Annotated in this window: 18 protein-coding genes and 1 pseudogene; 7 read left to right on the top strand and 12 right to left on the bottom strand. The window is 69.9% G+C overall.

Going from position 1 to position 16,987, the window contains the following annotated elements; all coding sequences use genetic code 11:
* Positions 1-262: 262 nt before the first annotated feature.
* From ADX84_RS10500 to ADX84_RS27080, 3 genes and pseudogenes are all read right to left on the bottom strand, one after another.
* Entirely contained in the window at positions 263-745 is a 483-nt protein-coding gene (locus tag ADX84_RS10500; protein ID WP_049571361.1) for a hypothetical protein, read from the bottom strand.
* Between the two features lie 10 nt (positions 746-755).
* Positions 756-1,823, bottom strand: coding sequence for a hypothetical protein (locus ADX84_RS10495; protein WP_234003911.1), 1,068 nt, complete (start codon positions 1,821-1,823; stop codon positions 756-758).
* Between the two features lie 141 nt (positions 1,824-1,964).
* A pseudogene (locus ADX84_RS27080) lies at positions 1,965-2,231 on the bottom strand (helix-turn-helix domain-containing protein); the annotation flags it as partial.
* A gap of 246 nt (positions 2,232-2,477) precedes the next feature.
* Between ADX84_RS27080 and ADX84_RS10490 the strand changes: the two are divergent.
* The 3 genes from ADX84_RS10490 (at position 2,478) to leuA (ending at position 6,242) form a co-directional block, all read left to right on the top strand.
* Positions 2,478-3,608: a hypothetical protein gene (locus tag ADX84_RS10490; RefSeq protein ID WP_049571354.1), complete on the top strand. Its 1,131-nt coding sequence runs from the start codon at positions 2,478-2,480 to the stop codon at positions 3,606-3,608.
* Positions 3,609-3,619: 11 nt separating this feature from the next.
* Positions 3,620-4,096 carry a hypothetical protein gene (locus ADX84_RS10485; RefSeq protein WP_049571351.1) on the top strand — a complete coding sequence of 159 codons (477 nt, stop codon included), beginning with the start codon at positions 3,620-3,622 and terminating at the stop codon, positions 4,094-4,096.
* Between the two features lie 445 nt (positions 4,097-4,541).
* Positions 4,542-6,242: a 2-isopropylmalate synthase gene (gene leuA, locus ADX84_RS10480; protein WP_049571348.1), complete on the top strand. Its 1,701-nt coding sequence runs from the start codon at positions 4,542-4,544 to the stop codon at positions 6,240-6,242.
* Between the two features lie 284 nt (positions 6,243-6,526).
* On the opposite strand, the gene ADX84_RS10475 is transcribed toward leuA, so the two are convergent.
* The gene (locus ADX84_RS10475) at positions 6,527-7,282 is read right to left on the bottom strand and encodes a CAP domain-containing protein (protein ID WP_053107280.1); all 756 of its coding nucleotides are present in this window, start codon (positions 7,280-7,282) and stop codon (positions 6,527-6,529) included.
* A 355-nt stretch (positions 7,283-7,637) separates the two neighbouring features.
* Here ADX84_RS10475 and recO point away from each other — a divergent pair, with 355 nt between their 5' ends.
* The 4 genes from recO (at position 7,638) to ADX84_RS10455 (ending at position 10,948) form a co-directional block, all read left to right on the top strand.
* On the top strand, positions 7,638-8,369 hold the full coding sequence (recO, locus tag ADX84_RS10470; RefSeq protein WP_049571341.1) for a DNA repair protein RecO: 732 nt from the start codon (positions 7,638-7,640) through the stop codon (positions 8,367-8,369).
* Positions 8,366-9,193 (top strand): isoprenyl transferase, encoded by an 828-nt coding sequence (locus ADX84_RS10465; RefSeq protein ID WP_049571338.1) that lies wholly within the window; start codon positions 8,366-8,368, stop codon positions 9,191-9,193. The genes recO and ADX84_RS10465 overlap by 4 nt, the downstream gene beginning before the upstream one ends.
* A complete protein-coding gene (locus tag ADX84_RS10460; RefSeq protein WP_199776546.1) occupies positions 9,193-9,993 on the top strand; it encodes an SGNH/GDSL hydrolase family protein in 801 nt (266 codons plus the stop codon). The genes ADX84_RS10465 and ADX84_RS10460 overlap by 1 nt, the downstream gene beginning before the upstream one ends.
* A 118-nt stretch (positions 9,994-10,111) precedes the next feature.
* Positions 10,112-10,948 (top strand): SGNH/GDSL hydrolase family protein, encoded by an 837-nt coding sequence (locus ADX84_RS10455; protein ID WP_049571335.1) that lies wholly within the window; start codon positions 10,112-10,114, stop codon positions 10,946-10,948.
* Between the two features lie 178 nt (positions 10,949-11,126).
* Here the strand turns inward: ADX84_RS10455 and ADX84_RS10450 are convergent, their stop codons facing one another.
* The 8 genes from ADX84_RS10450 to ADX84_RS10415 form a co-directional block, all read right to left on the bottom strand.
* Complete coding sequence (locus tag ADX84_RS10450; protein ID WP_049571332.1) at positions 11,127-11,486, bottom strand: hypothetical protein; 360 nt, start codon at positions 11,484-11,486, stop codon at positions 11,127-11,129.
* Positions 11,483-11,710 (bottom strand): hypothetical protein, encoded by a 228-nt coding sequence (locus tag ADX84_RS10445; protein WP_049571329.1) that lies wholly within the window; start codon positions 11,708-11,710, stop codon positions 11,483-11,485. Before ADX84_RS10445 ends, ADX84_RS10450 begins: the two co-directional genes overlap by 4 nt.
* Before the next feature lie 62 nt (positions 11,711-11,772).
* Positions 11,773-12,738, bottom strand: coding sequence for a sphingomyelin phosphodiesterase (gene sph / locus ADX84_RS10440; protein WP_199776545.1), 966 nt, complete (start codon positions 12,736-12,738; stop codon positions 11,773-11,775).
* Between the two features lie 176 nt (positions 12,739-12,914).
* Positions 12,915-14,156: an IS30 family transposase gene (locus ADX84_RS10435; protein WP_049571323.1), complete on the bottom strand. Its 1,242-nt coding sequence runs from the start codon at positions 14,154-14,156 to the stop codon at positions 12,915-12,917.
* 77 nt (positions 14,157-14,233) lie between these two features.
* Complete coding sequence (locus ADX84_RS10430; protein ID WP_049571319.1) at positions 14,234-14,641, bottom strand: Fur family transcriptional regulator; 408 nt, start codon at positions 14,639-14,641, stop codon at positions 14,234-14,236.
* Entirely contained in the window at positions 14,638-15,540 is a 903-nt protein-coding gene (locus ADX84_RS10425; protein ID WP_049571316.1) for a metal ABC transporter permease, read from the bottom strand. Before ADX84_RS10425 ends, ADX84_RS10430 begins: the two co-directional genes overlap by 4 nt.
* Positions 15,533-16,384: a metal ABC transporter ATP-binding protein gene (locus ADX84_RS10420; RefSeq protein ID WP_049571313.1), complete on the bottom strand. Its 852-nt coding sequence runs from the start codon at positions 16,382-16,384 to the stop codon at positions 15,533-15,535. The genes ADX84_RS10425 and ADX84_RS10420 overlap by 8 nt, the downstream gene beginning before the upstream one ends.
* 90 nt (positions 16,385-16,474) lie before the next feature.
* The gene (locus tag ADX84_RS10415) at positions 16,475-16,846 is read right to left on the bottom strand and encodes a DUF6703 family protein (RefSeq protein ID WP_049571310.1); all 372 of its coding nucleotides are present in this window, start codon (positions 16,844-16,846) and stop codon (positions 16,475-16,477) included.
* Positions 16,847-16,987 lie beyond the last annotated feature (141 nt).

Raw genomic sequence — 16,987 nt, 5'->3', positions numbered from 1 at the left:
GGGGGCGGTGGGGGGGGGGGGCCCCGGGGCTTCGCGACCCGTGCGAACAGTTCGGGCCTGCCCGGAGAGTTTCGGGAAAACGCGGACACGGGCGGAGGTCGGGGGCTAGGTTGTGGGTGAGGCCGTGGGAACTCCCACGGCTCGATCGCCGCCACGCCCGTCAAAGGCGTGGTCAGGCGGAACAGAGTTCTCGGTGTCCGCGTCGGAGACTCCTCGGTAAGTCCGTAGGGGAGGGATGAGGGGTGAGCCCTGCACGTGGTCCTCAGCCGCGTCGCACGCCGTCCGGCCAGATGACCTCGACCGGAAGACCCCGCAGACGGGCGGTCTCCACAGCGTCCCCGGTTCCGCCGTGGCCGTCGGCTGGTTGGCCGTCCCACACGGCGAAGAGCCGGTCCGCCTGGGAGATCAGGGTCTGGTTCGCGGCTTCGTACGCCGCCCGGCCCGCACTGCGGTGCGGCATGTAGCGGACCGAGTCGGCGCGGATGAGCAGCTCGTCGAAGGAGTCCCGCTCGTGCGGCTTGACCTTGTTCTCACGGTAGTCGGCCGACGGCAGAACGACCTCGACGCGACCTCCCACCTCCAGGACGGCCGAGGCGAAGAGCTGGTCCGCGCCGCGTGCCAGGCAGGAGATCCCGACCAGGTCCGCGTCCCTGTACGGGGCGAGCGCGTCGGCCAGAGCCCCCCTGACCACCTGGGCGCTGTTCCCTGTCAGGTTCGAATGTCCGGTGATACCTATCCGTGTCACAGCATCCCTTTCACGTACGGGGCAGTGGAAGCAGGGTAAAGGAGAGCTCCTCGCGGAGCTGCGCCACGTCCGGGTCCCGGTGCATGGCGGCGGCTTCGGTGTGCCAGTCCTCGAGCCTCCTGCGCACGCGTCCCGACCCGATGGCGGAGCGGGATCGCAGCACGCTGCGAACGGACGCCGCGGAGGCGGTGGGATCGCCGAGAACGAGATAGGTCCGGCCCAGCCCCACGTGGTCGAACGCGCGCCCCTTCTCCTGGCCCTCGGGTCGTGTCTCCAGGGCCCGCAGGATGTACTCCGCCGACAGCTCCGCGTAGCGTCGCCTCTCCGCGGGTTCGCGTTGACGACGGCCCAGGTCCCGGTAACGGGCGCCGACCACCCCCGAGAGTTCGGCGTGGTCGAAGCTCCTCGCCCACAAGGGCAGGTGGTCCCCTCCCTGTTCGAACAGGTCCTCGGCCTGGTGGACGGAGCGGCGGAAGGCCTCGGCCCGGCCCATGTGCGCGTACGACCACGCCTCCCGCGTGCGTAACAGGGACCGGGCGACGGGCGGCAGTCCGAGGGAGTCGGACTTGTCCAGGGCCAGCCGGATGATGTCGAGCGCGTCCTCGGGGCGGTGCAGGTCGAGCATCTGGCGTGCCATGTCGGCCAGGACGCCGATGCCGTAGGCCCGGTGCTCGGGCCCGGCCTGTTGCAGGGCCCTGAGCGAGATTCCGTAGTAGCGCTGCGCGGTGGCGTGGTCCCCCGAGTCGAAGGACATCGACGCCACGATCTTGGCGAGCTCGGCCATGACGGCGAAGAGCCTCGACTGGACCTTGGCCCCCTGCGGGTTCTCCACGAGTTCGGAGACCTCCGAGAGCTGGCCGATCACCGCCTTTCTCCGAGTCCCCATCCGCCACCGCTCGCTCCAGTGCCTCAGACAGACCGTGGCCGCCTCGATCCTTTCGAGTTCCAGTTCCCCGATCGAATTCCTTCCGTTCACCAGCCCTGCGGCGCGCGGCGCCAACCAGTGTTCGACCAGCTCCGTCAGGGCGGCGCCAGCGATCAATCCTCCGCCGACCGCGAAAGCGTCTCTGCGTTTCATGAGGTCCCTCAACGTGATCTCGGCGATGTCCCCCGCCGTTGTGGTGGAGGGAGAAAATTCGCCATGCTGTAGAGACAGTTCTGTCCCAGGATCCACATGATCATGCTTTTCCGGGCCATCGGCGAGTCCGAGGGCGCGTCTGGCCTGGGTGGGCATCTCCAGGCCGTCCGCCACACGCAGCCACGTGTTGAGCGCGGTGACGGATCTGCGCCCGGACATGATCGCGCTCACGTGGGGCTGCGCCATGTCCACGGCGGACCCGATGACCTGTTGGCTCGCACCGGTGTGTTGCCGAAGAAGGCCGAAGAGCCTCCCCGCGTCCCGTTCCGTGAGGGAGCGGCGGACGTCCAGGCGGCTCCAGAAAGGAAGTGGTGGCCTCAGTGGCGCGTGGGCCAGGTGTTTTGGCATTCATACCACCGGTGTATATCCGTTCGGGATTCCGCGAGGAAGGGTGATCGGGTTCCCATGTCCCTGTTCATCCTTACCCAGAACGAACGGCCGTGTAATGGACTCAAGACCCTGATTGGGTCCGGATCGCGGCGGATGGAGTCCGTCCACCTTGAAAACCGAGACACGGCGTCGAACGCGTCAGCGCAACAGCCCCTCGCGAGAAACGGCCCTCCACGTGTCAGGGCTGGTGAACGGGAGGCGTCCGTGACCTCCCACCGGAAGGACCTCGTCGGGCGGCTCCTGACGCGGGGCCGGTTACCGATCGAGTGGCGGTCCTCGTTCGAGTCGGTGCCACGTCACCTCTTCGTTCCCGAACGGTTCGAGGACTCCGAGGGAGTACGGCTCGACCGGTACGAGGACGAGGACGGCTGGCTTCGTGGGGCCTACGCCGACTCCCAGATCCTGGAACCGCCGGGGCCGGGGGAGGAACTGACGCGGCGGGTCCGTGTCTCGGTGTGCTCCCCCTCGCTGGCGGCCGAGGTCCTGGACGCCTCCCGGGCCACGCCGGGGATGCAGGTCCTGGAGATCGGCTCCGGAAGCGGCTACTGCGCCGGACTCCTCACGATGCGGCTGGGCGACGACAGCGTCACCACAGTGGAATCCGGTTTCGCGCGATCCGAACACGTCCGTGTCCGTCTGGCCTCCGCCGGCCTCGAACCGCGGGTGGTCAGCGTCGACAAGACGGAGGGGTGGCCGGAGCAGGGCCCCTGCGACCGGGTGCTGAGCTTCGCTCCGGTCGACCGGGTTCCCTACGGCTGGATACGCCGGTGCCAGCCCGGCGGACGGGTTCTCGTGCCCTGGGGGGACGCGTCCCGTCAGCTGGCACTGGCCGACCTCCGCGTGGGTGGGGACGGCCTGGCACGGGGCCGGTTCTCGCCGTTGCGGGGGAGCGGTGGCCAGCAGAGTGGGCTCGCACTCTGGCGTCGTCTCTCACGGAGTCTGCGTCCCGAGGCGGACCGCGCCGTCCGCGGATCGGAACTGGGCCGCGGCGATCTCCTCGACGACTCCGCCGTGTTCGCGGCGGGGCTCCTCCTCCCCGGGGTGGGCTGGGCCGTGCGCCACGGAGCCGGCCACTCCGTCTCCCTCTGCCTCGTGGACCCGGCCACGGGTTCCTGGGCACTCCTGCGCACGCCGGCCGAACCAAGGATCGGAAGGTCCGAGGTCCGACAGAAGGGACCCAGGTTCCTGGCCGACGAACTCGAACGGGCTCACGGCCTCTGGCGGGAGGCCGGTCGCCCGGCCCCGGACCGGTTCGGTCTGACGGTGACGCCCGACTGGCAGAGCGTGTGGATCGATGACGAGTCGTCGGTCCTGAGTGTTTCCCCATCATCCTGAGGAGTGAAGCCATGAACCGAACCCGCGTCCACCCGAACGAACCCTGCACCGAGCGGCGCTGGAAGTCCCGTTGGTATCCGGGTGACCCCCGCCGTATCGGCGTGGCCCGTGACGACCTGGTGCAGGACCTGTCCCGCCTTCCCGGTGTGGGGGAGGAGACCGAGGACGCCCTGCGACTCTGCCTGTGCGAGATGTTCACCGGGGCCCTGACCCGGGCCTCCTGGGCCGGTCGGGGGGTCGTCGTGTTCCGAAGTCTGTCCCTGCGCGACAGAGGCCCGTCCCAGCGTGTCTTACGCCTTTCCGTGGGGGAGAGGGAGTCCGTCGACGTGGCACGGGTCCCCCCGGTGTGGGGAAGTGTGGAGCAGGCCGAGGGAACCGGGCTCACGCTCATCGCGCACTTCGCCAGCCGTTGGGGAAGCAGACGGATCGGCACCGAGGAGGAGTGGGCGTATCTCATGTGGGTCGAGTTCGACCTCGACGACCACTGACGCCGACGCTGTGAGGATGTCCGTCGGCGGTACCGGCCCTGCGGTGGCTGGGCTTACCTGCCTGCCGGGGCCTCGGGTGTTGGCCGCACCCTGGGTCCCGCCGACGGACTCCGTGTGACCCCCCTAGCACTGAAGGGTTCCCCTCCAGGGTAGCTGCTCGCGTCTGTATCTTGAAGTCGAGGTACCTGATTTCGAGGATCGGTGGAAATGCTGAAAAACCGGTCGGCGTGTCCCAGTTCAGGCAGGGTGCGTCCCATCATGTGGACGCTGGGTACCAGAATCCGTTGACCGTCTGCTAGCGTGACGATCGTTATGCTGCGCGAGCTCCTCCTTCTTAGTGGCCGCGGCGGGGATCGTTAGAAGGTCGGCCCCTCGCCGCGGGACTTCGGCTTGCCTTGTCGACCACGACATCACGCGCCACATTTTCCCGAGGAGCCACACCGTTATGGTGCCGCAGCAGAAGACCAGCCCCATGCCGTTCCACCGCTACCAGCCGTTCCAGACGGTGGACCTGCCCGACCGCACCTGGCCCGCCAAGAGCATCACCGAGGCGCCGCGCTGGCTGTCCACCGACCTGCGCGACGGCAACCAGGCGCTGATCGAGCCCATGGACGCCACCCGCAAGCACGAGATCTTCCAGCTGCTGGTCAAGATGGGCTACAAGGAGATCGAGGTCGGCTTCCCCTCCGCCAGCCAGACCGACTTCGACTTCGTCCGGTCGCTGATCGAGGACGACCTGATCCCCGACGACGTACAGATCTCCGTGCTGACCCAGGCCCGCGAGGACCTGATCGAGCGCACCGTGCAGAGCCTGGTCGGCGCCAAGCGCTCCACCGTGCACCTGTACAACGCCACCGCCCCCACCTTCCGCCGTGTGGTCTTCCGTGTCGACCGCGAGGCCTGCAAGGAGATCGCGGTCGAGGGCACCCGCCACGTGGTCCGCTTCGCCGAGAAGTACCTGGGCGACACCGAGTACTTCGGCTACCAGTACTCGCCCGAGATCTTCATCGACACCGAGCTGGACTTCGCCCTGGAGGTCTGCGAGGCCGTCATGGACGTCTGGCGGCCCGGCCCCGGCCGCGAGATCATCCTGAACCTGCCCGCCACGGTCGAGCGCTCCACCCCCAACGTCTACGCCGACCAGATCGAGTGGATGAGCCGCAACCTGACCCGGCGCGAGCACGTGGTCCTGTCCGTGCACCCGCACAACGACCGCGGCACCGGTGTGGCCTCCGCCGAGCTGGCCGTCATGGCCGGAGCCGACCGCGTCGAGGGCTGCCTGTTCGGCCACGGCGAGCGCACCGGCAACGTCTGCCTGGTGACCCTGGGCATGAACCTGTTCAGCCAGGGCGTCGACCCGAAGATCGACTTCTCCGACATCGACGAGGTCCGCCGCACGGTCGAGCACTGCACCCAGCTGCCGGTCGCGCCCCGCCACCCCTACGGCGGTGACCTGGTGTACACGGCCTTCTCCGGCTCCCACCAGGACGCCATCAAGAAGGGCTTCACCGACCTGAACGCCCGCGCCGAGGAGGCCGGGACGTCGGTCGAGGACTACCCGTGGGACGTCCCGTACCTGCCCATCGACCCCAAGGACGTGGGCCGCAACTACGAGGCGGTCATCCGGGTGAACAGCCAGTCCGGCAAGGGCGGCGTCTCCTACATCATGCAGCGCGACCACTCGCTGGACCTGCCGCGCCGCCTGCAGATCGAGTTCTCCCAGGTCATCCAGCAGTTCATGGACGCCGAGGGCGGCGAGTTCCCGGCCGACCGGATCTGGGACATCTTCTCGCAGACCTACCTGGCCGAGACCGGCCCGGTGGCGGTCCTGGCGCACCGCTCCAGCACCGCCGAGGACGGCACCTACTCGATCCACGCCGACGCCCGGGTCAACGGTGAGATCCGCGAGCTGAAGGGCACCGGCAACGGTCCCATCTCCGCGTTCGGTGACGCGCTGGCCGACGTCGACGTCAAGGTCCGGGTCATCGACTACGTCGAGCACTCCATGGGTGAGGACGGCAACGCCCGCGCCGCCGCCTATGTGGAGGCCGAGATCGACGGCAGGGCCGTGTGGGGCGTCGGTATCCACAGCAGCATCACGACGGCCTCGCTGAAGGCCATGTGCAGCGCCATCGGCCGCGCCTGATCCACCACCGTCAGGCGCCCCCGGCACAGGGCGCCCGACACTTCCCCCGGCACTGGGGGAACGGGGCCCGCGACACTCGTCGCGGGCCCCGTTCCGTGCCGCCGGAGGGAATACACACGCCATCCGTGAGCCTGCGCCCCACGGAACCGAACCCCGACCGCTAGCCCGACGGCCCCTGGACGGGACAACCGGACACCAGTCCACGACACGTCCGAAACAACGCGAACGGGCCGCGCCCCATCGGGGACGCGGCCCGCCCTCGTGTCACCTGAGGGACGGCGGGACTACTCCCAGCCGAACTTCTGGGTCCACGCGTTGCCGGACTCGCCGACCCCGATCACCTCCAGGCCGCAGTTGAGGATGTTGGCCCGGTGGCCCGGGCTGTTCATCCAGGCGTCCATGACCTGCTCGGCGCTGGTCTGGCCCTTGGCGACGTTCTCCGCTCCCCAGGCGTCGTAGCCGTGCCGCTGCGCCCGGTCGCCCGGGCCCTCACCGTCGGGGTTCTCGTGGGACATGTAGTCGCGCGCGGCCATGTCCTCGCTGTGCTCCTGGGCGGCCGCGGCCAGCCTGTCGTCCACACGCAGCGGTCCGCAGCCGTTGGCCGCACGCTCGTCGTTGACCAGGGTCACCACGGCCGTGGTCCGGGGGCCACCGGTCGTCTGGTTGCCGCCGCCCCCTCCGCCGCCACTGCCGCCGTTGCCGGCCCCGCCTCCACCGCTGCCGCCGCCCTCGCGACCGCCCTCGTCGGAGCCGGTCTCCTCGGCCTCCTCGGCGGAGGACGAGGCGGTGACGGTGGAGGACCTCGGGCCTCCGTCACCCCGGGGCCCGGCGTCGCCGGGGGTGCCCGTGGGCTCTGCGAAGAAGTCGTCCTCCGCGTGCGTCTCGGGAGCGTTGGAGTCGTCGCTCACCGAACCCCCGATCTCGCCGCTCGCGTCGGCGGCGGTCGTGCCGTCCGCGGGGTCCGGCTGGTCACCGAGCCCGGAGAGCACCAGGGCCCCGGCGAGGGTCAGCCCCACCGGGACCGCCACCACGGCGGCCACGACCGGGATCCTCCTGCGTCGCGCCTCGCGGTCTGAGCGCTGTTCGCGAGCGCTTGTCCTGCGCCTGCCTCGACGACCTCGCGCCATATCGCTCTGCCTTCCGTACCGGGATGGGGAATCGGGCACCCGCGTGGGGTTTACGGTCACGGTCGTCCTGGCCGCGGGGGGAGGGCGGCGGGACCGAAACCGTCAGGCCCTAGCGCGTGAGAGTAGAGCAAATATCGAGAAAAGGGAATCCAAACCGTAATAAACCAGCTCAGGGTGGTGCGCGTCATGGCGAACCGGGGATGGGGCGCGGCGCCCCACACGGGTCGGCCGACACGGGGCGGTCGGAACCATCCGCGACAATGGGGAGGTGAGTCTCTACCGCGACGAGGGCGTCGTCCTGCGCAACCAGAAGCTGGGCGAGGCCGACCGCATCGTCACCCTCCTGACCCGGCGAACCGGCCTGGTCCGCGCCGTCGGCAAGGGCGTGCGCCGCACCAGGTCGCGCTTCGGCGCCCGGCTGGAACCGTGCACCCACGTCGACCTCCAGCTGCACACCGGCCGGACCCTGGACGTCATCACCCAGGCCGAGACCGTGCGCTCCTACGGCGCCGCGGTGGTCACCGACTACTCCCGCTACACCGCCGCCACCGCCATGCTGGAGACCGCCGAGAAGGTCGTCGCCGTGGAGAAGGACCCGGCCCTGCGCCAGTTCCTCCTGCTCATCGGTGCCCTGCGCACCCTGGGGGAGGGGAGCCACGACTCCCGGCTGGTGCTGGACGCCTACCTCCTGCGCTCCCTCGCGGTGGCCGGGTACGCGCCCGCCCTCACCGAGTGCGCCCGCTGCGGGAGCAGGGGGGAGCACCGTGCGTTCGCGGTGCACGCCGGAGGTATGGTCTGCTCGGTGTGCCGTCCCCACGGTTCCACGCACCCCGCGCCCGACACGCTCCGGCTCATGTCGGCCCTGCTCGGGGGCGACTGGGACAGCGCGGACGCCAGCGACGGCAAGCAGCGCTCCGAGTGCAGCGGGCTGGTCGCGGCCTACCTACAGTGGCACCTGGAAAACGGAATCCGATCACTGCGCCATGTGGAGCGTTCTTGAGTCTGTTCAGCTTCGACAACGGTAGGCGGCGCGAGCCGGACTACACGCCGCCCGTCCCGCACCCGAGCGGGGCCCGGCCCCCGCAGGTCCCGGCCGACCTCGTGCCACGCCACGTGGCCGTGGTCATGGACGGCAACGGCCGTTGGGCGAAGGAACGCGGTCTGGCGCGTACGGAGGGGCACAAGGCCGGTGAGTCCTCGCTCTTCGACGTGATCGAGGGCGCTCTGGAGATGGGCGTCCCCAACCTGTCCGCCTACGCCTTCTCCACCGAGAACTGGAAGCGCTCACCCGACGAGGTGCGCTTCCTCCTCGGCTTCAACCGCGACACCATCCGCAACCGCCGCGACGAGCTGCACGCCCGCGGCGTGCGCGTCAAGTGGGCCGGGCGCCCCGGCATGCTCTGGAAGAGCGTCATCAAGGAACTCAAGGACGCCGAGGAGATGACCCGGGACAACACCCGGCTCACCCTCCAGTTCTGCGTGAACTACGGCGGTCAGGCCGAGATCGTCGACGCCGCCCGCGAGCTGGCCCGCCAGGCCGCCGCGGGGCGCATCTCCCCGGAGAAGATCACCGAGGACACCCTCACCCAGCACCTGTACGCCCCGGACGTGCCCCCGGTGGACCTGTTCGTGCGCTCCTCCGGTGAGCAGCGGCTGTCCAACTTCCTCCTCTGGCAGTCCGCCTACGCCGAGTTCGTCTTCCTGGAGACGCTCTGGCCCGACTTCGACCGCCGCGACCTGTGGCGGGCCTGTGAGATCTACGCGAGCCGGGACCGCCGGTACGGCGGCGCCGTGCCCAACCCGGTGTCCGAGGAGGAGAAGTGATGGTGGGACGGACCGACGAGGCGCTGGTCAGGCCGGGGATGTCACTCGTGTCCATCGGTGACAGCTTCACCGAGGGCGTGGGTGACCCCTATCCGGACGGCAGCGGCGTGTTCCGGGGCTGGGCGGACCGGCTCGCCGAGCACCTGGCCGACCACGTGGGCGAGATCGAGTACGCCAACCTGGCCGTGCGAGGCAAGCTCATCCGCCAGATCATCACGGACCAGGTCCCGCCCGTCCTGGAGATGGCCCCGGACCTGGTCACCCTGTGCGCGGGCGGCAACGACCTGCTGCGCCCCGCCGGTGACCCCGAGCGCCTGGCGAGGATCCTCGACCACACGGTGGCCCGCCTGCGCGCCCAGGGCAGCCAGGTGGTGCTGTTCACCGGGGTGAACGTCTCCACGGGGTACATGCGCGGCACCATCGGGCCGTTCGCGCGCTACTACCTCAACGTGCGCGCGATCGCCGACAAGCACGACTGCTTCCTGGTCGACCAGTGGTCCATGGACGTACTCACCGACTCCCGCGCCTGGGACGAGGACCGACTGCACATGTCCCCGCAGGGCCACCGGCGCCTGGCGCTGCGCGTGGCCGAGGTCCTGGGGGTGCCCACCGGTGAGCGCTGGGACGAGCCGTGGCCCGAGACGGAACCGGTCAGCTGGACCGAGGCGCGCCGGGACGACCTGAACTGGGTGAAGGACTCCCTCGGTCCGTGGATCGGCCGCCGCCTCACAGGGAAGTCCTCGGGCGACACGGTGACCGCCAAGCGTCCCGTGCTCACCCCGCTCACCAAGGACCGCTGACCGCGCCTCCGACACCGTTCCGGGCACACCGCGCATGGTGTGAGTTCCGCCCCAAAACAGGCGAAATCCACAACCTACTGTCGCGTAACCGTGGCGTCGAGTTGCATCATCGAACACCATGAGCGGTGTGCCGACCGGATCTCCCGGTGACCTGAAAAGCAAGGACATCCTGTCCTACGTCGCCCTCGGGGACAGCTTCACCGAGGGCATGAGCGACCCCTACCCGGACAGCGGCAGCGTGCCCAACGGCCGCTACCGGGGCTGGGCCGACCGTGTGGCCGAACACCTGGCCCACCACGTGCCCGAGGTTCGCTACGCCAACCTCGCCATCCGTGGACGCCTCATCGCGCAGATCCGCGACGAGCAGGTGCCGCGCGCGGTCGAGATGAAGCCCGACCTCGTCACCCTGTGCGCTGGTGGCAACGACATCATCCGTCCGGGCAGTGACCCGGACCAGGTCGTGGCGATCTTCGAGTCGATGGTGGCCGACCTGCGCGCCACCGGCGCCCGGGTGGTCATCTTCACCGGCTTCGACACCAACTGGCAGCCGGTCATGCGCCATCTGCGCGGCAAGATCGCCACCTACAACATGCACATGCGCGCCGTGGCCGACAGGTACGGCTGTGACGTCGTCGACGTGTGGAGCATGAAGGTGCTCTCGGACGCCCGTGCCTGGAACTGGGACCGCCTCCACCTGTCCTCAGAGGGACACCGCAGGCTGGCCCTGCGGGTGTGCGAGGTCCTGGACGTCCCGGTGGACTCCGACTGGAACCAGGCCTGGCCGCCGCCCGAGGCCCGTGACTGGCGCACCGCCCGGCAGGAGGACCTGCACTGGGCCCGCGAGTTCCTGGTGCCGTGGATCCACCGCCGCCTCACCGGCCGCTCCTCGGGCGACGGTGTCGACGCCAAGCGCCCCACACTGGAACGCTGCGAGCCCTCCCAGGACGGCCGCTGACGGGTTCCGGTGGTCGCGCGGTCCGCGCTCCCCGGTGACCCGTGACCGAGAGGTCCGGTCGTGGCCGCGCGAGTCCCCGCGTGCCGTGGGACGACTGGCCGAGCGGCTCCGACGACACGAGGCCCCCACCGCGACCCGCGGTGGGGGCCTCCGCACACATGGACTCGGGGCCGAGACCTCAGGTGGCCGTGACCAGGTCCTGGGCGGTGGCCATGTTGACCCGGCTCGGCTGGTCGTCGACCGGCCAGTTCGGGGTGGCGCCGCCCGCAGCGTGGATCGCCGTGCGGACGAGGTCCAGGGCCCGGCGCAGCACCCGCGGGGGGTCGCCCTCGTCGAGGACCAGGATCTCCACGGTGACGGTACGCGCCAGGGCGTCGGTGCTCACGGTCGAGTCGGTGAAGTCGGGGTTGTGCCGCTCCAGTTCGAGCAGCTCCCGCATCACGGACTCGCCGTGCGCGTGGACCATCTCCGGAGTGCTCGCCGGTTCGGAGCCCAGCCGGAACTGAAGGGACAGTTGGGTGGCGGTCCTCACGCTCACACGTCCTCCTGCTGCTCGGGCGGGCACACTCGTCTCACATAGCGTACGGTCTGGGTCCAGTAGTTGGGGTTGGAGGGCGACAGGTGGACCTGTCGCTGGTGGGATCCGCAGGGACACTTGATCGTGTAGTACGTGGGCGGGTCCTCGACCCGCCACCCGAGCTCCGCGATCCGCCGGAGCGCCTCCTCACCCTCCTTCTTCGGGTGCTTCGTCCAGTGGCCCAACGCGTTCCTTCCCAGATTCCCCCATGGGCCGGGGCCTGTCGAGGGTGCTTCCCCGCCGGGGGTCAGGGGCGCGGGGTGGAACCGAACACCGGGTAGTGGTCCGAGTAGTCGTCGTAGGTGTACGAGCGGCCCCAGGAGCGTACCGTCCAGGGTTCGCTCTTCACCGCACGGGTCTCGTTGACGTAGGCACGCGGTGCGGCGCCGTTGCGGATCGGCAGGACGTGGTCCAGCTGCTGGGCGTCCCAGTCCGAGTAGCCGTGCGCGGCGATCGAGTTGCTTGAGGGATCCCAGGAGGGCGCGTCGCCCGTGTGGTCGGGCGCCACGGCGTCCAGCCGCTCGACGGCGCGCTCCCACTCGGCGCCGCCACCCACGATGTTCAGGTCACCGGCCAGGTAGATCCGCTCGTCGTCGGGGATGCCCCTGGCGTCCAGCAGCGCCACGATCTGGTCGATCTGGTCCTCGCGTACGCGCACGTCCTCGCCGGAACCGCACGCGCCGTCCTCGGACTGCATGTGGGTGCCCACCACGTGCAGGCGGCCGTCGGGGGTGTCCAGCTCGACGTAGGCGAAGCCCTTGTTGGAGAACCAGTCGGCGCCGCAGGCGCGGGCGAAGACGTGCTGTTCGGCCCGGACGATCGGCCAGACGCTGTGCACGCTGACACCGCCGTTGGTGAGGGTCCCGTCGCGGAAGCCGGTGGTGTGGTCCCAGCCGGACCTGGAACGGCCCACGACGGGAGTGCCGTGCGGGTACTCCTCGGCCAGACCCGCGCGCAGGCGGTCGGCGCCGGAGTTGTCGAAGAGCTCCTGGAGGACCACGACGTCCTGACCGGAGAGGAGCCCGTCCCGGACGGTCAGGTCCGCGCGGATGTCCTGGCCCCAGTTGGGGTGGAGGGCCCTGGGGAGGAGGAAGGCGTTGTGGGTGACGACGCGGGGATCGGTCCGGTCCTCCGACGCGGAGGCGGGGGAGGCGGACAGGAGCGGGGAGATCAGCAGCGCGGTCAGCAGCGCGGCCGTGGTTCGTCTGTACACGAGGGCACAGCCTGGCCCAGTCATGACACGACACGGCTACCAGCCGGTAACCACCGGGTGGAGACCGCGTGCACCCTCCAGAACGGCGAGGAACCGCCCGGGTGAACCGGGGCCACACACGACGATGGCCCCGCACACGCGTGTGCGGATTCTAGGGGTCGTCGCAACACAGAAGGTCAGTTGCTCGCTTGGAGCAGCTTAGCGAGGCGCTCGGCTGGGGTATCCCAGCCGAGCGTTTTGCGTGGGCGCCCGTTGAGCTGGACAGCGACTGCTTCCAGGTGCTCACGCGAGTGCACCGACAGGTCAGTGCCCTTGGGGAAGTACTGCCTGAGCAGGCCGTTGGTGTTCTCGTTCGAACCCCGCTGCCAAGGGCTGGCCGGGTCGCAAAAGTAGACCGGGATGTCGGTGGCCACGGTGAACTCGTGGTGGCGGCCCAGCTCCGAGCCCTGGTCCCAGGTCACCGAACGCGCCAGATGGTGGGGCAGGGTCACCACCGTTGAGGTCAACGCTTCTTGGACCTGGTCGGCGCTGCGCCCCTGGCCCAGGTGCAGAAGCATCGTGTACCGGGTCGAGCGCTCCACCAGAGTGCCGATGGCCGAAGTGCCACCTGCTCCGATGATCAAGTCCCCTTCCCAGTGGCCGGGCACCGCCCGATCAGCGACCTCGGGCGGGCGTTCGCTGATCATCACCATCGGATGAGCGAAGCGCTCCCGGCGGTGCTGGGCCTGGCGGCGGGGCTTGCGCCGGGCCCGCCCCGAGCGCAGCGCGGCAGCCAGCTCCCGGCGCAGTTCCCCACGGCCTTGGACGTAGAGCGCTTGGTAGATCGTCTCGTGGCACACGTGCAGCTCCGGCCGCTCGGGGAAGTCCCGTTTGAGCCTACGGCTGATCTGTTCTGGGCTCCACTTGTCGTTGAGCAGTTCCTGGACCACAGCACGCAGCTCGGGGTTCAGGGCGAACGTGGAGGGTTTGGGCCTGGGCCTGCGGGCTTCGGCGCGGGTTTGGGCGGCGTGGGGGCGGTAGTGGACTTTTCCGCGCGGGTCCACGGTGGCGTTGCGGCGTAGTTCCCGGCTGATCGTGGAAGGGGATCGGCCCAGCTCAGCGGCGATGGCTCGTACACCCAGACCTTCACGGTGCAGGTCTGCGATCTGGATGCGCTCGTCGACGGTCAGGTAACGGCCGAAAGAGGTCGGCTCAGCAGTGGGGCGGGCAGGGGCAAGAGAGCGTTCCTGCCCGTCTTTGGTTCGGGTGGGGCGGCCGAATCGCCAGCGGTGTCCCGTCTTGCGGTTCACGCCGACGATCCGGCACGCCTGTGTCGTACTTACTCCTTGAGCCACAAGGGCAAGATAGGTCGCCCGTTCAGCTTGGAGCTTCTTGGGTCCCTGAGGGTCCCGGTTCTGTCGGATCTCGAAGTCGTCCATCGCACCCCGTCAAGTGGGGTGTTGCAACGACCACTAGAACTCAAGCACGCGTGTGCGGGGCCATCGGCAGTCGTCGGTCAGACCTGCTGTGCGCTGCCCTGTTGGGCCGGGCGCAGCGAGCAGGGGCCGCAGGTGCCGAACACCTCGACCGTGTGGGTCACCCCGGTGAAGCCGTGTTTGGCCCCCACCTCGGCGGCCCACCGCTCCACGGTGGGACCCTCGATCTCCACGGCCGTGGAGCAGGTCCGGCACACCAGGTGGTGGTGGTGACTCTCGGTGTCGCACGCACGGTAGACGGCCTCGCCGTCGTCGGTGCGCAGGACGTCGACCTCACCGGAGTCGCTCAGGGCCTGAAGAGCCCGGTACACCGTGGTCAGGCCGATCTTGGAACCGTCGGCTCGCAGGTCCGCGTACAGGTCCTGCGCGCTGCGGAAACCGGAGGACTCGGTCAGTGCCTGACGGACGGCCTCGCGACGTGTACTCATGGTGTCACCCTCCCCCGATCTGTCTGGGGCATCGTATCCGCCGGACTCCCCGTCACGGGATGCAGGGGTGCCGGTGTCCGCCGCTTGGTCACGCGGCGCAGGACCCCGCCGAGCAACACGGCGAGGCAGAAGACGGCCAGGGCCAGCAGCACGATCGTGGCCCCCGGTGCGAGGTCCGAGTAGAAGGCCGTGGTCAGCCCGCCGAGCGAGGAGACCAGGCCGATCAGCACCGCCAACCCCATCGTCACCCGGAAACTGCGGCTCAGCTGCTGCGCGGCGGCGACCGGGACGATCATCAGAGCGCTCACCATCAGCACGCCGACCACCCGCATCGCGATCACCACGGTCAACGCGGCGGTCACCGCCAGCAGGATGCTCAGGAAGCGGACCGGGAGGCCGTGGGCCCTGGCCACCTCCTCGTCCTGGCACAGGACGAACAACTCCCGGCCGAACACGGCCAGCACCGCGACCACGCCCACCGCGAGCACGCCCACGATCCAGATGTCCTGCTCGCCCACGGTGCTCACCGAACCGAACAGAAACGATGTGAGGGTGGCGTTGCTCGCCCCCGGGGTCATCCCGATGAGCAGGACACCCCCCGCGATGCCGCCGTAGAACAGCAGCGCGAGCGCCACGTCGCCACTGGTGCGCGTGCGCACCCGAACCAGCTCCATGAGGATGGCGCCCAGGGTGGCCACGACAGCGGCCGTGAGCACCGGGGAGGTGCTCGTGAGCAGGCCCAGCGCCACACCGGTCAGGGCGATGTGTCCGATGCCGTCGCCCAGCAGGGCCAACCTGCGCTGGACCAGGAAGGTGCCGATGATCGGGGTGACCAGGCCGACCAGCACCGCGGCGAGCAGCGCGCGCCGCATGAACTCGTACTGGAGCAGCTCAGTCACGGCGGGGTACCTCCAGGCGGACCATCTCCGTCGGCGCGGTGGTGTGCGCGGAGCGGGGGTCGGGATCGTTGGGGTCGGGGTGCGGATGCTGGTGCTCGTGTCCGGGACGCGCGCACTCGCCGGTGGCGGCGGGGGCGGGGCCGTCGTGCACGACCCGGCCGTGCTCCAGCACGACCGCGCGTTCGATGACCTCCTCCAGAGGACCCAGTTCGTGCAGCACCAGGACCACGGTGCTGCCCCGGTCGCGCAGGTGGGTGATCGCCCTGGCCAGGGCGCGCTGGTTCTCCGCGTCGACCCCGGCCATGGGCTCGTCCATCACGAAGGTGTCCGGGCGTCCGGCGAGGGCTCGGGCGATGAGCACGCGCTGCTGCTGGCCGCCGGAGAGTTCGCGCACGGCGTCCCCGGCACGGTCGGACAGGTCCACGGCGGCCAGGGCCTCGTCGACGGCGGCGCGGTCGGCCCGCGTGGGCAGGGAGAGTCGGCGGCGCCGGGCGACCTGCCCTGAGGCGACGATCTCGCGCACGGTGGCGGGCACCGCGCCCCCGGCGGTGAGCCTCTGGGGCACGTAGCCGATCCGCTTCCAGTGCCGGAACCGGCGCAGGGGCGTCCCGTGGAGAAGGATGCGCCCGGAAGTGAGGGGCACGATGCCGAGCATCGCGCGCATCAGGGTGGACTTGCCCGAACCGTTGGGTCCGAGGACGGCCATGGTCTGACCCACGGGGACGTCGAGGCTCACGCCGTCGAGCACGGTGACACCGTCGTAGGCGGCGTGCGCGTCGACGGCCTGGAAAGCGTGCGGGGTGTCGGGGCCCGGGGCCCCGTCCTCCGTGAACTGGGCAGACACTGCTTCATTATCACGAAAACGAAAATGATTGTCAAAACTGACAAGAGTGACGAGCGTCCCCCGGCCCCGGGAGCCGAACGCCCCCGGCCCTCAGAAGCCCAGCATCCTCGCCACCGCCAGGACCAGCACCACCACGATCATCAGGACACGCGGCACCCGCTGCTGCCGGTGGAGCGAGGGCCAGGTCAGGAAGGCCAGCCACCCGAAGGCCGCCGCCACCAGCAGCAGACACGGAGCGCCCAACCACCCCGGTGCCATCAGACCCGCCAGGAACAGCGCCCCCAACACCACCGGTGGCAGCCAACCCGGCCTCTGGTGCAGCCACACCAGGGGCACCGCGCTGCGCCGCTCCACCTCGTGGCGCAACCGCCCCGCGCCCGGGGTGAAAAGGGAGTCACCCGGGGGAAGCGGGCGCCCGGGGGCGGGTCGTCGCTGTTCGTCCTCGTGCTCGGGAGAGGCCATCGCCGCCTGTTCCTCTTCACTGTGTCCCGGCCCCCACGACCCCGACCGGACGCTTTGGGGGCGGTCGGTGTGCGCACCGTGTCTCAGGGCCTGTGATAATCCTGGATCAGACCCTAGTGCAGGGCCCTGGCACAGCGCCGG

Source organism: Nocardiopsis sp. SBT366 (assembly GCF_001083815.1).
Classification (GTDB): Bacteria; Actinomycetota; Actinomycetes; order Streptosporangiales; family Streptosporangiaceae; genus Nocardiopsis; species Nocardiopsis prasina.
This window is presented reverse-complemented; position numbering and strand designations above follow the sequence as displayed.

What these genes read in the sequence shown, in the direction of transcription:
- ADX84_RS10495 (WP_234003911.1), bottom strand. Translation starts at nt 1,823, where the DNA reads ATGAAACGCAGAGACGCTTTCGCGGTCGGCGGAGGATTGATCGCTGGC.
- ADX84_RS10485 (WP_049571351.1), top strand. Translation starts at nt 3,620, where the DNA reads ATGAACCGAACCCGCGTCCACCCGAACGAACCCTGCACCGAGCGGCGC.
- leuA (WP_049571348.1), top strand. Translation starts at nt 4,542, where the DNA reads ATGGTGCCGCAGCAGAAGACCAGCCCCATGCCGTTCCACCGCTACCAG.
- ADX84_RS10460 (WP_199776546.1), top strand. Translation starts at nt 9,193, where the DNA reads ATGGTGGGACGGACCGACGAGGCGCTGGTCAGGCCGGGGATGTCACTC.
- ADX84_RS10455 (WP_049571335.1), top strand. Translation starts at nt 10,112, where the DNA reads ATGAGCGGTGTGCCGACCGGATCTCCCGGTGACCTGAAAAGCAAGGAC.
- ADX84_RS10435 (WP_049571323.1), bottom strand. Translation starts at nt 14,156, where the DNA reads ATGGACGACTTCGAGATCCGACAGAACCGGGACCCTCAGGGACCCAAG.
- ADX84_RS10430 (WP_049571319.1), bottom strand. Translation starts at nt 14,641, where the DNA reads ATGAGTACACGTCGCGAGGCCGTCCGTCAGGCACTGACCGAGTCCTCC.
- ADX84_RS10415 (WP_049571310.1), bottom strand. Translation starts at nt 16,846, where the DNA reads ATGGCCTCTCCCGAGCACGAGGACGAACAGCGACGACCCGCCCCCGGG.